At 63.6% G+C, this 15,137-nt stretch carries 9 protein-coding genes; all 9 read right to left on the bottom strand.

What is annotated here, in order from left to right; all coding sequences use genetic code 11:
* Positions 1–16: 16 nt before the first annotated feature.
* The 9 genes from bglA to AC3EML_RS13320 all read right to left on the bottom strand — a co-directional run bounded on the left by bglA (position 17) and on the right by AC3EML_RS13320 (position 14,997).
* A complete protein-coding gene (gene bglA / locus AC3EML_RS13360; protein WP_352521897.1) occupies positions 17–1,666 on the bottom strand; it encodes a beta-galactosidase BglA in 1,650 nt (549 codons plus the stop codon).
* A complete protein-coding gene (gene glgX, locus AC3EML_RS13355) occupies positions 1,666–3,666 on the bottom strand; it encodes a glycogen debranching protein GlgX (RefSeq protein ID WP_352521898.1) in 2,001 nt (666 codons plus the stop codon). Before glgX ends, bglA begins: the two co-directional genes overlap by 1 nt.
* Positions 3,667–3,823: 157 nt before the next feature.
* A complete protein-coding gene (locus AC3EML_RS13350) occupies positions 3,824–5,452 on the bottom strand; it encodes an alpha-D-glucose phosphate-specific phosphoglucomutase (protein WP_352512842.1) in 1,629 nt (542 codons plus the stop codon).
* A gap of 3 nt (positions 5,453–5,455) precedes the next feature.
* Complete coding sequence (gene glgA, locus AC3EML_RS13345; protein WP_023670730.1) at positions 5,456–6,901, bottom strand: glycogen synthase GlgA; 1,446 nt, start codon at positions 6,899–6,901, stop codon at positions 5,456–5,458.
* 19 nt (positions 6,902–6,920) lie between these two features.
* The gene (gene glgC / locus AC3EML_RS13340; protein ID WP_023715696.1) at positions 6,921–8,186 is read right to left on the bottom strand and encodes a glucose-1-phosphate adenylyltransferase; all 1,266 of its coding nucleotides are present in this window, start codon (positions 8,184–8,186) and stop codon (positions 6,921–6,923) included.
* Between the two features lie 83 nt (positions 8,187–8,269).
* Positions 8,270–10,483: a 1,4-alpha-glucan branching protein GlgB gene (glgB, locus tag AC3EML_RS13335; RefSeq protein ID WP_488505233.1), complete on the bottom strand. Its 2,214-nt coding sequence runs from the start codon at positions 10,481–10,483 to the stop codon at positions 8,270–8,272.
* A 70-nt stretch (positions 10,484–10,553) separates the two neighbouring features.
* Complete coding sequence (locus tag AC3EML_RS13330) at positions 10,554–13,016, bottom strand: glycogen/starch/alpha-glucan phosphorylase (RefSeq protein WP_023687197.1); 2,463 nt, start codon at positions 13,014–13,016, stop codon at positions 10,554–10,556.
* 140 nt (positions 13,017–13,156) lie between these two features.
* Positions 13,157–13,960, bottom strand: a complete 804-nt coding sequence (locus tag AC3EML_RS13325) for an ATP-binding cassette domain-containing protein (protein WP_245269849.1) — start codon at positions 13,958–13,960, stop codon at positions 13,157–13,159.
* Positions 13,936–14,997, bottom strand: coding sequence for an ABC transporter permease (locus AC3EML_RS13320; RefSeq protein ID WP_023670725.1), 1,062 nt, complete (start codon positions 14,995–14,997; stop codon positions 13,936–13,938). Before AC3EML_RS13320 ends, AC3EML_RS13325 begins: the two co-directional genes overlap by 25 nt.
* Between the last annotated feature and the right edge of the window lie 140 nt (positions 14,998–15,137).

Genomic DNA, 15,137 nt, shown 5'->3' with positions numbered 1-15,137 from the left:
ACGGCGTCCCTGAAGATCAGCCTACCTTGCCGACAAACCAGCCCAGGGCCGGCAGCAACAGCCCCTCCTCCTGCAGGACGGCACCGCCACCCAGAGCGATCGCCTCGACAGGCTGGAGATCCGGCGGCAGCCGCCAGTCGGCCGGCTTGTCGGCGAAATTGAAGACGCAGAGCAATATCTCGTCCTCGCCCTGCCGGATGAAGGCAAGGACATCGCCGTCGGTATCGAGAAAGCGGATCGGGCCCTTGACCAGCGCCAGATGCGCCTTGCGCAAGGCGAGCATCGTCCGGTAGCCGGCGAGCACGGACTTGTCGTCGGCGTTCTGGATATCGACCGACCGAGCGCGGTGGCTTTCCGGCACCGGCAGCCAGGGTTTTCCCGAGGAAAAACCGGCATTGTCGGCGCCCGCCTCCCAGACCATCGGTGTGCGGCAGCCGTCCCTGCCTTTGACCCCCGGCCAGAAACGGATGCCGACGGGATCGCGCAGATCCTCGAAGGTCAGTTCCGCCTCCTCCAGCCCAAGCTCTTCGCCTTGGTAGAGACAGATCGAGCCCCGCAGGCAGGAGAGCAAAGCGATAGCGAATGTCGCCACCGCATCTGGATCGCCGCCCGGCCGCGTCCAGCGGCTGACATGGCGCACGACATCGTGGTTGGAGAACGCCCAGCAGACCCAGCCGTCGGCGACAGCTGCCTCGAAGGCCTCGACGCAGCCGCGCACATGGGCGGCTGAGAATTGCTGACCGAGCAGGTCGAAGGTGTAGCACATGTTGAGCTTGTCGCCGCCGGATGTGTAGGCGGCCAGCGTCTGCAGCGAACGGCCTTCGTCGCCGACCTCCCCGACACTGGCGCGGCCGTCATATTCGTCGAGCAAAGCGCGGAAGCGCCTGAGGAAACCGAGGTTTTCCGGTTGCGTCTTGTCGAACAGATGCTCCTGGAAGAGATAGGTGTTGGTTTCGCCATTGGTGCCGGCGACGCTCGACGCCAGCGGCGGATTGCTGCGCAGCCAGCGGTCGTGGACATAGTAGTTGACCGTATCCAGGCGGAAGCCGTCGACGCCGCGCTCGAGCCAGAACCGCACCGTCTGCAACAACGCGTCTTGGACCTCAGGATTGTGGAAGTTGAGGTCCGGCTGCGAGGCGAGGAAATTGTGCATGTAGTATTGCCGGCGGGTCGCGTCCCACTCCCAGGCCGGGCCGCCGAAGACCGACAGCCAGTTGTTAGGCGCGTTGCCGTCCGGCCTGGTGTCGGCCCAGACATACCAGTCAGCCTTGGGATTATCCTTGCTGGCACGGCTCTCTACAAACCATTCGTGCTTGTCGGAGGAGTGCGACAACACCTGATCGATGATCACCTTCAGGCCGAGCCTGTGCGCCTCGGCAACCAGCGCGTCAAAGTCGTCGAGCGTGCCGAACATCGGATCGACCGCCTGATAATCGGAGACGTCGTAGCCCATATCGGCCATTGGCGATTTGAAGAAGGGCGACAGCCAGACGGCGTCGACGCCGAGCGAGGCGACGTGCGCCAGCCGTGAGGTGATGCCTGAGAGGTCGCCGCTGCCGTCGCCGGTGGTGTCCTGGAAGGAGCGAGGATAGATCTGGTAGATGACGCAGCCGCGCCACCAGTCGGCGCTCTGTTCGGGTCCCGGCTGGGCATTGTCGTCGGCCATCACGGACCCTTCCTGGCGCGGGCCTTTGCGGTCCGGCGCTCGATCATGAAACTGACACTGCGGCCGGGCAGCGGCCACGCGAGGTCGACCGCTTGCGCTTCAACAGCCGGCTGCCATTCAAACCCTTGCCGCGCGGGCAGCGTGAAGACGCATTGGCGGCGATCGCCATTGACGATCACAGCCAGGCGGCCTTCCCCGCCATCGCCGAGCAGCATGACGAGGCGATGGCGCGAGCCATCGTTCCAGTCGGCTTCGCCGAGCGGCGCGCCGGTCTCGGTCAGCCAGGCGACGTCGGGCACATCAGAACCGTCCGGCGGCTCTCCGGTCAGGAAGCGCGTATCGGAAAGCGCCGGCACCGCGCCGCGCAGAGCTGCGAGCGCGGACACATGGGCTTCCAGCCCGACGTCGCGCCCGGCCCAGTCGAGCCAGGTGATGGCGTTGTCCTGCGCATAGGCGTTGTTGTTGCCCCCTTGCGTGCGGCCGAATTCATCGCCCGCCGTCAGCATGATGGTGCCGCGCGAGGCAAACAGAGTGGCGAGCAGCGCGAAGCGATCATGGGAACGGGCCTCGGCAATCGCCTTGTCCGAGGTTTCGCCCTCGACGCCGTTGTTCCAGGACAGGTTCTCATTGTGGCCGTCGCGGTTCTTCTCGCCATTGGCCTGGTTGTGCTTGGCTTCATAGGCGACGATATCGGCCAGCGTCATGCCATCGTGTGCGGCGATGAAGTTGACCGTGCGGCTGGCGGATTGGCCCTCCCTGCCGAACACATCGGAGGAGCCGGCGAGCCTTGTCGCCAGCGCACCGACCGCGCCGGCATCGCCGCGCCAGAAGCGCCTGACGTCGTCGCGGTAGCGGTCGTTCCATTCGAGGTAAGGCGGCCGGAAATTGCCGAGCTGATAGCCATTCGGGCCGATGTCCCACGGCTCGGCGATCAGCACCCTATCGGCAAGCAGAGGATCGCCAGCGATGGTCTCGAGCAACGGGGCCGCCGGATCGAATACGCCAGCGACGCGGCCGAGGACCGGCGTCAGGTCGAAGCGGAAACCGTCGACGCCGGCATGGCGGACGAAATGGCGCAGCGTGTCGAGCACCATGCCGCGAACGACCGGATGATCGCAGGCGACCGTGTTGCCGGTGCCGGTGTCGTTGGCCAACCTGCCGTCCGGCTCGCTGCGGTAGTAGGCTTGATTGTCGAGGCCGCGCAGCGACAGCGTCGGCCCGAGCCGGTCACTTTCGCCGGTATGATTGAAGACGAGATCGAGGATGGTGCCAATGCCAGCCCTGCGCAGCACCCCCACAGTATCGCGCAACTCGGCGATGCCGCCGGGCGCCAGGCGCGGGTCGAGCGCCATGAAGGTGACTGGGTTGTAGCCCCAGGCATTGCTGAGGCCCAGCGGCGGCAAATGGCGCTCATCGACCCATGCCGTCACGGGCATTAGCTCAACGGCGGAGACGCCGATCTTCTTGAGATGTTCGACGATAGCCGGATGGGCAAGGGCTGCAATGGTGCCGCGCTGCGCTTCCGGTACGTCCGGATGCAGCCTGGTGAAGGAGCGGACGTTGAGTTCGTAGATCAGGCCGCCTGGCTGGAACAAAGGCGGCTTGGCCGGCAGCGGCTTCGGTTGAGCCCGCGCGATGGTCTTCGGCATCAGTGGCGCGGTGTCGGCGCCTTCGTTGCGCCGGGCGGCAAGCCGCCAATGATGCTGGTAGGGCCGGTCGATCTCGACGGCGTAGGGATCGGTGAGCAGCTTGTCGGGATCGAACCACAGCCCGCGCTCCGGCGCATATTCGCCGTCGGCGCGAAAGCCGTAGCGCGTACCCGCGGCAAGGCCGGCGACGAACAGCGCATGGACGCCTTCGCTTTCCGGCTGGAGTTCGAGCCGGTCGATTTCGCGGGCGCCGGTGTCGTCGAAGATCGACACCCAGAGCCGCCGCGCCGAGGACGACCAGGCGGCAAAACGGATGCCTTCGGGAGTGACCTTTGCGCCGAGTTGGGTCATCGGCGCATCCTCCACCCTCCCCCTTGTGGGGAGGGTCGCGAACCAAGTGAGCGGGGTGGGGGTCGGCGCGGGGAAAGCGCTTTACGAGCACCCCCAACCCGATCCGCTGCGCGGATCGACCCTCCCCACAAGGGGGAGGGTAAAGACGTCACCACCCTCAAGTAATCACGCTCGGCTTGTTGCGCCCGGTGTGGCTCTTGATCCCGGCGATATCATCGGCAGCCGCGATCAGGTCAGCGAGCGCCTCTTGCGTGTCGAGATCATGCCGCGCTCTGTCCGGCTCGTAGCGCTCGATGTAGACGCGCAGCGTAGCACCCGACGTGCCGGTGCCGGACAAACGAAACACGACACGCGAGCCGCCTTCGAACAGGATGCGGATGCCCTGGTTCTTGCTCACCGAACCGTCGACGGGATCGTGATAGGCGAAGTCGTCAGCATTGGCGATCTTCAGTCCGCGCACGCTGGTGCCGGGCAGCGAAGCGAGCTTGGCGCGCAACTCGTCGACCAAGGCGTTGGCGCGCTCGGTTTCGACCTCCTCATAGTCATGACGTGAATAGTAATTGCGGCCGTAGGTCGCCCAATGTTCGGTGACGACGTCCTTGCAGCTTTCGCCGCGCACGGCCAGGATGTTCAGCCACAACAGCACCGCCCACAGCCCGTCCTTTTCACGGACATGGTTCGAGCCCGTGCCGGCGCTTTCCTCGCCGCAGATCGTTGCCATGCCGGCATCGAGCAGATTGCCGAAGAACTTCCAACCGGTCGGCGTTTCGTAGATGCCGATGCCGAGCTTTTCGGCGACGCGGTCGGCCGCGCCGCTGGTCGGCATCGAGCGGGCGATGCCTTTGAGGCCGTCCTTGTAGCCGGGCGCCAACTGCGCATTGGCGGCAAGCATGGCCACCGAATCCGACGGGGTGACGAAAATGCCCTTGCCGATGATGAGATTGCGGTCACCGTCGCCGTCGGAAGCCGCCCCGAAATCGGGCGCATCCGGTCCCATCATCTCGTCATAGAGATGCTTGGCGTGGACCAGGTTCGGATCCGGGTGATGGCCGCCAAAATCCGGCAGCGGCTTGTAGTTGCGGCAGGTGCCATTCTCCGCGCCGAGCCGGCGCTCGAGAATTTCCTTGGCATACGGGCCGGTGACCGCATGCATGGCGTCGAAGCGCATGCGGAAGCCGTATTTGAAATTGGCGCGGATGGCGTCGAAGTCGAACAGGCTCTCCATCAATTCGGCATAGTCGGTGACCGGGTCGATAATCTCGACCGCCATGCCGCCGGCGGTCACCGTGCCGATCTTGTCGATGTCGATCTGGTCGATGTCGGCGGTCTTGAAGCTCGAAATCGTCTTGGTCTTTTCGAAGATCGCGTCGGTCAGCTTTTCCGGCGCCGGGCCGCCATTGCCGGCATTGTACTTGATGCCGAAATCCTCGTGCGGGCCGCCCGGATTGTGACTGGCCGACAGGATGATGCCGCCGAAGGTCTTGTATTTGCGGATGACATGCGACGCCGCCGGCGTCGACAATATGCCGCCCTGCCCGACCATCACCTTGCCGAAGCCGTTGGCCGCCGCCATGGCGATGGCCTTCTGGATGACCTCGCGGTTGTAGAAGCGGCCGTCGCCGCCGATCACCAGCGTCTTGCCCTCAAAGCCCTCCAGCGCGTCGAAGATCGACTGGATGAAGTTCTCGGCATAGTGCTCCTGCTGAAAGACAGGCACCTTCTTGCGCAGGCCGGACGTGCCGGGTTTCTGGTCGAGATAGGGTTTGGTGGCGACGGTCCGGATCATGCTTCAGGCAACCCTTTTCGAAAGCAGCAGGCGGTAGAGTTCAACGTATTTGTCGGCGCTCTTGTCCCAGGAGACATCGGCCTTCATACCCTGGCGCTGGATCTGTTCCCAGACGGCCGGGCTCGAATGCGCATCGACCAGCCGGCGGATGGCGTGCAGCATGGCGCCGCCATTGTTGGGCGCGAACTGGAAGCCGGTGGCGACACCGGCCGAGATCGCTGCTTCATTGGCGTCGATGATGGTGTCGGCAAGGCCGCCGGTGCGGGCGACGACCGGCACGCAGCCATAGCGCAGGCCGTAAAGCTGGGTCAGCCCGCAAGGCTCGAAGCGCGACGGGATGACGATGGCGTCGCAGCCGCCCTGCATGGCGTGGGAAAGCCCCTCGTCATAGCCGACGACGACGCCGACACGGCCGCGATGGCGGGCGGTGGCAGCCAGCAGCGCGCCTTCCAGGCCGGCGTCGCCTGAGCCAAGGATCGCCAGCCGCGCGCCGGTGGCGACGACGCCATCGACCACAGCCGCCAGTATGTCCATGCCCTTCTGCCAGGTCAGCCGGCTGACGACGCAGACGATCGGACTGTCGTCGCGCTCGAGGCTGAAGCGGTCCTCGACAACCGCCCGGTTGGGAAGGCGAGCCTTCAGCGTCGCGGCGGAGTAGGCCGACACCAGATGCTTGTCAGTCTCCGGGTTCCAGATGTCGGTGTCGATGCCGTTGACGATGCCGTAGAGGTCGGAAGAGCGCATGTTGATGAGGCCGTCGAGGCCCATGCCGAATTCCGGCGAGCGGATTTCTTGGGCATAGGTGGGGCTCACCGTGGTGATCGCCCAGGCCGCCTGCAGGCCGGCCTTGAGGAAGCCGACGCCGCCATAATATTCGACGCCGTCAAGCGCCATCGCCGCGGCCGGCAAGCCGAGCTCGCCAAAAATGCCGGCGCCGAACTGACCCTGGAAGGCAAGGTTGTGAACGGTGATCAGCGACGGTACGCCGACCGCCTTGCCGTAGCGCATGTAAGCCAGCGTCATCGCCGACTGCCAGTCATGGGCGTGCACCAGGTCGGGCTGGTAGCCGGAGATGGCGCCGCCGGCGATATCGCCGCCGACCTGGCTCAACGCTGCGAAGCGCCGCCAATTGTCGGGCCAATCGGCGCCGGCCGCATTGCCGTAAGGGCCGCCGGGACGGTCGTAGAGATGCGGCGCGTCGAGCACGAACAGGTCGAGCCCGGCGATCTTGACGGCATGGACCGAAGCCTTGCCGCCCTGCAGCAGCGGGTATTGGTAGACAGCCTTCTTTTTCTTGAAGGCGTCCATCACCTGGGGAAAGCCGGGGATGAGCGTGCGCATGGTCACGCCCTTGGCGGCCAGCGCGATCGGCAATGCACCGGTCACATCGGCAAGTCCGCCGGTCTTGATCAGCGGGAATATCTCGGGCGTGACCGACAGAACCTGCATGCGTTTATGGTATCCCGTCTTACAGCTTCAGCTTGTCGATCATGTCCTGCGTGACCAGGCAGATGCCCTTTTCCGAGACCCGGAAACGCTTGGCGTCGAGAACAGGGTCTTCGCCAACCACCAGCCCCTCCGGTATCCTTACACCGTGGTCGATGACGACGCGCTTCAACTTTGCGTTCCGGCCGACATGAACGTCGGGCAGCATGACGACCTCTTCCAGCGTCGAATAGGAGTTGATGCGCGCCCCGGTGAAGATCAAGCTGCGCTTCAGCGAAGCACCCGAGACGATGCAGTCGCCTGAGACCAGCGAGGAGACGGCCGAACCGCGCCGGCCATCCTCGTCATGCACGAACTTTGCCGGCGGCTTCAATTCGGCATAGGTCCAGATCGGCCAGTCGCGGTCGTAGAGGTCGAGTTCGGGAGTGATGTCGGTAAGGTCGATATTGGCTTCCCAGTAGGCGTCGACCGTGCCGACATCGCGCCAATAGGCTTCGTTCTCGGCCGTCGAGCGCACGCAGGACTTGGCGAAGCGATGCGCGATCGCCTTACCGTGCTGGACGATGTAGGGGATGATGTCCTTGCCGAAGTCGCGGCTCGAACCCGGCTCGGCCGCATCGCGGCGCAGTTGTTCCATCAGGAACTTGGTCTTGAAGACATAGATGCCCATGGAGGCCAGCGCGAATTCCGGCTTGTCGGGAATGCCGGGCGGGTCGGCGGGCTTTTCGACGAACGCGATGATGTTGTCCTTGCCGTCGACATGCATGACACCGAAGCCGGTCGCTTCCAAGCGCGGCACTTCGAGGCAACCAACAGTGACGTCGGCATTAGCGTCGACGTGCTGGCGCAGCATCAGCTCGTAGTCCATCTTGTAGATATGGTCGCCGGCCAGGATCACCATATATTCAGGGCCATAGGCCTCGATGATGTCGATGTTCTGGTAGACGGCGTCGGCGGTGCCTTCATACCACTGGGTTTCCGAGACACGCTGCGAGGCCGGCAGGATGTCGAAGCTTTCGTTTCGCTCCGGGCGCAGGAAGTTCCAGCCGCGCTGCAGGTGGCGGATCAGCGAATGCGCCTTATACTGGGTGGCGACACCGAGGCGACGAATGCCGGAATTCAGCGCATTGGACAGCGCGAAATCGATGATGCGCGTCTTGCCGCCGAAATAGACGGCCGGCTTGGCCCTGCGGTCGGTCAATTCCTTAAGCCGGCTGCCGCGGCCGCCGGCCAGCACATAGGCCATGGCATCGCGCGCCAGCGGCTGGGTTCTCTTCAAGTCTGCCATTTTTACCCTCCCAAATTACCAGTCTGGAGCATCGCCCGGTCCGCAACGAGTCGACGGACCTAATCCGAAACGAGTTGACGGACCTAGCCCGCAACGAGTTCAAGCATGATCGTCGACAGCGGCGGCAAAAGCATCGTTGCCGAAATGCCTCCTCCTTCCGCCCTGGCTTCGACCACACCGCCATTGCCCTTGCCCGAACCACCGTAGTCCGAAGCGTCGGTGTTGATGATTTCGCGCCATTTGCCGACCTTGGGCAATGGCACGCGATAATTGTCGCGCGGCACTGGCGTGAAGTTGGAAATGACGGCGATCGGGTTGCCGCCGGGCGCGCTGCGCAGCCAGGCGAAGACCGAATTTTCCTTGTCGTCGACGATCAGCCAGGAGAAGCCGTCCGGCTCGCAGTCGCGCGCATGCAGCGCCGGGCGCGAGCGGTAGAGATAGTTGAGGTCGCGCACCGTCTGCCAGACGCCGCGATGCGGGTGGAAGTCGAGCAGGTTCCAGTCGAGCGCGCGCGCCTCGCTCCACTCGCGGCGCTGGGCGAATTCCTGGCCCATGAACAACAGCTTCTTGCCGGGATAGCCCCACATGAAGGCATAGAAGGCGCGCAAAGTCGCGAACTTCTGCCAGTCGTCGCCGGCCATCTTGCCGAGCAGCGTGCCCTTGCCGTGCACGACCTCGTCATGGGACAGCGGCAGCACGAAATTCTCGGAGAAGGCGTAGGTCAGGCCGAAGGTCAGGTCGTTGTGGTGATGTTTGCGGAAGATCGGCTCCTTGGCGAAATACTCCAGCGTGTCGTGCATAAAGCCCATGTTCCATTTGAAGCCGAAGCCCAGCCCGCCTTCATGCACCGGCGCCGAGACCTTCGGCCATGAAGTCGATTCCTCGGCGATGGTCATCACGCCGGGATGGTGGCCGTAGACCTCCTTGTTCATCTTCTGCAGGAAGGAGACTGCTTCGAGGTTTTCGCGGCCGCCCTTCTCGTTGGGGATCCACTCGCCGGCCTTGCGCGAATAATCGAGGTAGAGCATCGAGGCCACCGCATCCACGCGCAAACCGTCGACATGGTATTTCTCGGCCCAGAACAGCGCGTTATTGACGAGGAACGACACCACCTCGCGGCGGCCGAAATTGTAGATCGCGGTGTTCCAGTCGGGATGAAAACCCTTGCGCGGATCGGCATGCTCATAAAGCGCTGTGCCGTCGAAATTGGCCAGGCCATGCGCGTCGACCGGGAAATGCGCCGGCACCCAGTCGAGGATGACGCCGACGCCGGCGCGGTGCGCACCGTCGACGAAACGGGCGAAGCCGTCGGGGTCGCCGAATTGCGCCGAGGGGGCATAAAGTCCGGTTGTCTGATAACCCCATGACGGGTCATAGGGATGTTCGGAGATCGGCAGGAACTCGATGTGGGTGAAGCCGGTCTCGACAGCATAGGGGATGAGCTGGTTGGCGAGTTCGTCCCATGACAGGAAGCTGCCATCATCGTGCTGCTGCCACGAACCGGCATGGACCTCGTAGATCGATATGGCTTCGCGCCGCGGATCGGCCTTTCGCCAGTAATTGCGATGCGCCTCGTCGCCCCATTCATGCGCCGGCGGCACCGCCGTCACGGATGCTGTGGCCGGGCGCAGTTCAGACTTGAAGGCGAACGGATCGGCCTTGAGCGGCAGGCGCACGCCGTCGGGGGCAATGATCTCGTATTTATAGGGGTGGCCGGCGCCGATATCGGGAATGAACAGCTCCCAGATGCCGGTGTCGCGGCGGTCGCGCATCGTGTGCCGGCGGCCGTCCCATTCGTTGAAGTCGCCGACCACCGAGACACGCCGCGCATTGGGCGCCCAGACGGCGAAGTGTACGCCGGAGGCGCCCTCGTGATCGATGAGATGAGCGCCGAGCTTGTCGAACAGCCTGAGATGCGATCCTTGGGCGATGTAATAATCATCCATCGGGCCGAGTACCGGGCCGAAGGAATAGGGATCGGTCAGCCACCAGTCGCCGCCGGCATTCTTGGCGTGATAGCGCAGCGGCTGACGCTTCTTGATCGACAGTCTGCCTTCGAAGAAACCGGCGTCGTCGCGCCGCGTGAGTTCGCCGGCGTTCTTGCCGGCCAGCGTGTATGCGGTGACGAACTCGGCATTGGGGACGAAGCAGCGGGCAACCAGGCTCTTGCCGGCATCATGCACGCCCAGGATTGCAAAAGGATCGCCATGCGTGCCTGCAACAATTGCGGCGACATCGCCGGCTGACGCCAGCCCGTCCGACCCGCTCGTCGTCGCGGTCGCGCGCGGTTTCTTCATCAGGCGGTGTCCCTCCCTGGGAACCAGTTCTTGTGCACAAGACCCATTGTCGTGGCCTCATGCAATCATATCAGGCGGGCACGTTCCAGATTTCTTTCGCATATTGGCGGATCGTGCGATCGGAAGAGAACCAGCCGACGCGGGCAACGTTGCGGATAGCGCGCGCGTACCAATCGGGGCTGTTGCGCCAGACGGCGTCGACATCGCGCTGGGCGGCGGCATAGGCGTCGAAATCCGCCGCCACCATGAACCAGTCGCTGTTGTAGAGACCGTCGACCAGCTCGCGGTAGCGATCCGGCTGGTCGGGCGAGAACACGCCCGACGATACTGCGGCAACAGCCTGCGCCAATTCAGGGGAGCCCTCGATCACGGCGCGCGGGTTGTAGCCATTGCTGCGCCGCTCGGCGACTTCCGCCGTGCTCAGGCCGAAGATGAAGATGTTGTCGTCGCCGACGCATTCCTTGATCTCGACATTGGCGCCGTCGAGCGTGCCTATGGTCAAGGCGCCGTTCAGCGCGAACTTCATGTTGCCGGTGCCCGACGCCTCCATGCCGGCAGTCGAAATCTGCTCGGACAGGTCGGCGGCCGGCATCATCACCTCGGCCAGGCTGACATTGTAGTTCGGCACGAACACCACTTTCAGCAGACCGCGCACCGACGGGTCGCTGTTGATGACCTTGGCGACGTCGTTGGCCAGTTTGATGATCAGCTTGGCATTGTGGTAGCTGGGCGCCGCTTTGCCACCAAAGAATTTCACACGTGGCATCCAGTCCTGCTCGGGATGCGAGCGGATCTGATCGTAGAGCGCGATCGCTTCCAGGATGTTGAGCAGCTGGCGCTTGTATTCGTGGATGCGCTTGACCTGGATGTCGAACAGCGCCGACGGGTCGAGCTTGATGCCGAGCCGGTCGGCGACCAGATTGGCGAGCTTGACCTTGTTGGAGCGCTTGACGGCGGCGAACTTGTCGCGGAAGGCGGCGTCACCGGCAAAGGCTTCGAGCCCCTTGATGGCGTCGATGTCGTCGAGGAAACGGTCCCCGATCGCCGCGCGGGTGAGCGCGGTGAGGCCTGGATTGCACTGGATCAGCCAGCGCCGTGGCGTGATGCCGTTGGTCTTGTTGTTGATGCGATCGGGATAGAGCTTGTGGAGATCGGCAAACACCGTCTCCTTCATCAGTTCGGTGTGCAACGCCGACACGCCATTGATCGAGTGCGAGCCGACAAAGGCCAGGTTACCCATGCGCACGCGGCGGTCGCCATTTTCCTGGATCAGCGAGATGCGGCTGATCTGCTCATTGGAAAACTGGTTGGTGGCGCGGGCCTCAAGCAAAACCTGCGCATTGATGGCGTAGACGATCTGCATATGGCGCGGCAAAAGCCGTTCGAACAGCGGCACCGGCCAGCTTTCCAGCGCCTCGGGCAGCAGCGTGTGGTTGGTGTAGCCGAAGGTGCGCTTGGTAATATCCCAGGCCTGGTCGAAATCCATGCCATGGACGTCCATCAGCAGGCGCATCAGCTCCGGCACGGCGATCGCCGGATGGGTGTCATTGAGATGGATCGCCGCCTTGTCGGGCAGCGAGGCGAGATCGCCATACTGGCTGAGATGGCGCTGGACGATGTCCTGCAGCGATGCGGTGGAGAAGAAATATTCCTGCCGCAGCCGCAGTTCCTGGCCGGCCTTGTGGGAATCGGCGGGGTAAAGCACGCGCGACAAGGCATCGGCCTTGTTGCTTTCGGCCAGCGCGCCGATGTGGTCGCCGGCGTTGAACTTGTCGAGCAGGATCGGATCGACCGGCATGCCGGACCAAAGCCGCAGCGTGTTGACGCGGTTGGCCCGCCAGCCAACCACCGGGGTGTCGTAGGCGACGGCCTGGACATGCTCGGTCGGCTTCCAGACGTGACGTTCGAGCCGGCCATCCTTGGAGGTGATCGATTCCACCGAGCCGCCGAAGCCGACTTCGAAGGCGCGTTCGCGGCGCTCGAACTCCCAGGGGTTGCCGTGGTCGAGCCAGGTTTCGGGCAGTTCGACCTGCCAGCCGTCATGGATCTCCTGGCGGAACATGCCGTTGGCGTAGCGAATGCCGTAGCCATGCGCGGGAATGTCGACGGTCGCCATGCTTTCCATGAAGCAGGCGGCGAGCCGGCCGAGACCGCCATTGCCGAGCGCTGCATCCGGTTCGAGCCCGGCGATGAGGTCGAGGTCGACGCCCAGCGACTTGAGCGCTTCTCGCATATTGTCCATCAGGCCGAGATTGGAGAAGGCATCGCGCATAAGCCGGCCGATGAGGAATTCGAGCGACAGGTAATAGACGCGCTTTTCCTGCTGGGCGTAGGCCTCCTGCGTCGCCTGCATCCAGTGATCGACGATGCGGTCGCGCACGACCTTGATCGAGGCGGTCAGCCAATCATATTGCGTAGCAACGGACGTGCCTTTGCCGACCCGGTATTTGAGAGCCAGCAAGACTTCGTCGGCCAGCGTCTTGGGATCGGGTATTTCGAGATCGGGGGCTTTGGCTGTCATTGTTCGCGTCATACTGCCTCTCGTGATCGTGCTGCGATCATACCGGCTTTCGCTCTCAGTCCCAGCCTATCCTAGTGCATCGCAACATACGTTCAATCGATTTAGACCAGCATGCCGCCAGTTCCCCTGCGGCAATTTATCCGTCGAGCGGATCAGGCAGCGAGTGCAGCCTCCGGCGGAACCTTCGCTCCCGTCATGAAGGCGACGGCGTCGGACATGGTATATTGCTTGGGATCGATGACGCAGAGGCGACGTCCCAGCCGATGGATATGGATACGGTCGGCCACTTCGAAGACATGCGGCATGTTGTGCGAGATCAGCACGATCGGCAGGCCTCTTTTCTTGACATCGAGGATCAGTTCCAGCACGCGGCGGCTCTCCTTGACGCCGAGTGCCGCGGTCGGCTCGTCCATGATCACCACGCGGCTGCCGAAAGCGGCGGCGCGCGCCACCGCCACGCCCTGACGCTGGCCGCCCGACAGCGTTTCCACCGCCTGGCTGATGTTCTGGATGGTCATCAGGCCAAGCTCGGTCAGCTTGTCGCGGGCGCGCTTTTCCATTGCCGGCCGGTCCAGCATGCGAAGCCAGTCGCCGAGGAAGCCGGGTTTGCGGATCTCGCGGCCGAGGAACATGTTGTCGGCGATCGACAGGGCCGGCGACAAAGCCAGGTTTTGGTAGACCGTCTCGATGCCCGCCTCGCGCGCCTCCATGGGCGATTTAAAAGCGACAGCTTTGCCTTCGAGTCGGATCTCGCCTTCGTCGGGCACGGCGGCGCCGGAAATCGCCTTGATCAGCGATGATTTGCCGGCGCCATTGTCTCCGATGACGGCCAGGATTTCGCCGGGGTAGAGGTCGAAGTCGGCATTGTCGAGGGCGGTGACACGGCCATAGCGCTTGATCAGGCCGCGCGCGGTGAGGATGGGTTCCACGGTCATGCCGAAACCTTTCTGATCCATTGGTCGATCGCCACGGCGCCGATGATCAGCACACCGGTGAGCAGCACCTTCCATTGTGGATCGGCGCCCAGCATGTTGAGGCCCATCGAGACGACGCCGACGATCATCGCGCCGAAAAGGGTGCCCAGAATTGAGCCGCGCCCGCCGAACAGTGAAATGCCGCCGATCACCGTCGCGGTTATCGCCTGCAGGTTGTAGTCGGTGACGGCCGCTGACGGCGAGATCGAGCCGTTGCGGCCGATGGAAACCCAGGCAGCGAAAGCGGCGATCAACCCGGCAAGGGTGTAGACCGTCATCAACACTTTCTTGGTCTGGATACCAGACAGCTTCGCCGCCTCCTGATCATCGCCAACGGCGTAGACATGGCGGCCCCAGGCGGTGTGATTGAGCACGTACCAGAGGATCAAAACGAGCACGACCGTGGCGATGACGCCCAGTGTCAGCACCGCCGTGCCGATCTTGAAACTCAGGGCAAAGAGATGCAGCAGCGGCGCCTGGGCGTCGACATCGGTATCGCGGATCGTCTCGTTGGCCGAATAGATGAAGTTCGTCGCCATGACGATGTTCCAGGTGCCGAGCGTGACGATGAACGGCGGCAGCTTCATGTAGGCGACCAGCAAACCGTTGAGCAGGCCGCAGGCTGCGCCGGCGGCAAGCCCGATGGGCACTGCGAGCACGGCCGGCATGCCGTAGCTGACCGCGCAATTGCCCATGATCACGGCTGAAATCACCATGATCACGCCGATCGACAGGTCGATGCCGGCGGTCAGGATGACCAGTGTCTGCGCGGCACCGAGGATGCCGACGATGGCGATCTGCTGCAGGATCAGCGTCAGCGTATAGGATGAGAAGAAACGCCCGCCAATGGCGATGCCGAAAATTACGATCGACAGGACCAGCACAATCAGCGGCACCGCCGCCGGCGTGGAGTGCAGGAAATGCTGGATGCGCTTGACGGCCGATTTGTGCTCGTCAAAGGCGGCAACGCTTGTGTCGCTGCTCGAGAGAACCTTCTCGAATTCCTGTGCTTGAGCCATGTTTCCTCCCCTGGGCTTCAGCTCCATGCCGATACCCGCTCGCGCCTGTCCGGTCTGCTGCCGGGATTATTCGCGTGACGCATCGTCCACCCGAAGCGGCCGGGGATCAAGCCCCCGGCCGTCAGCTTGCCGCTGGCTGT

This window comes from Mesorhizobium sp. P170090 (assembly GCF_057786115.1).
The sequence above is the reverse complement of the archived record's forward strand: the minus strand, read 5'-3'. Positions and strand labels throughout refer to the sequence as shown.

Coding starts and splice junctions, on each gene's coding strand:
- AC3EML_RS13320 (WP_023670725.1), bottom strand. CDS start 14,997: ATGGCTCAAGCACAGGAATTCGAGAAGGTTCTCTCGAGCAGCGACACA.
- glgA (WP_023670730.1), bottom strand. CDS start 6,901: ATGCAGGTTCTGTCGGTCACGCCCGAGATATTCCCGCTGATCAAGACC.
- glgB (WP_488505233.1), bottom strand. CDS start 10,483: ATGAAGAAACCGCGCGCGACCGCGACGACGAGCGGGTCGGACGGGCTG.
- glgC (WP_023715696.1), bottom strand. CDS start 8,186: ATGGCAGACTTGAAGAGAACCCAGCCGCTGGCGCGCGATGCCATGGCC.
- AC3EML_RS13330 (WP_023687197.1), bottom strand. CDS start 13,016: ATGACGCGAACAATGACAGCCAAAGCCCCCGATCTCGAAATACCCGAT.
- AC3EML_RS13350 (WP_352512842.1), bottom strand. CDS start 5,452: ATGATCCGGACCGTCGCCACCAAACCCTATCTCGACCAGAAACCCGGC.
- glgX (WP_352521898.1), bottom strand. CDS start 3,666: ATGACCCAACTCGGCGCAAAGGTCACTCCCGAAGGCATCCGTTTTGCC.
- AC3EML_RS13325 (WP_245269849.1), bottom strand. CDS start 13,960: ATGGATCAGAAAGGTTTCGGCATGACCGTGGAACCCATCCTCACCGCG.
- bglA (WP_352521897.1), bottom strand. CDS start 1,666: ATGGCCGACGACAATGCCCAGCCGGGACCCGAACAGAGCGCCGACTGG.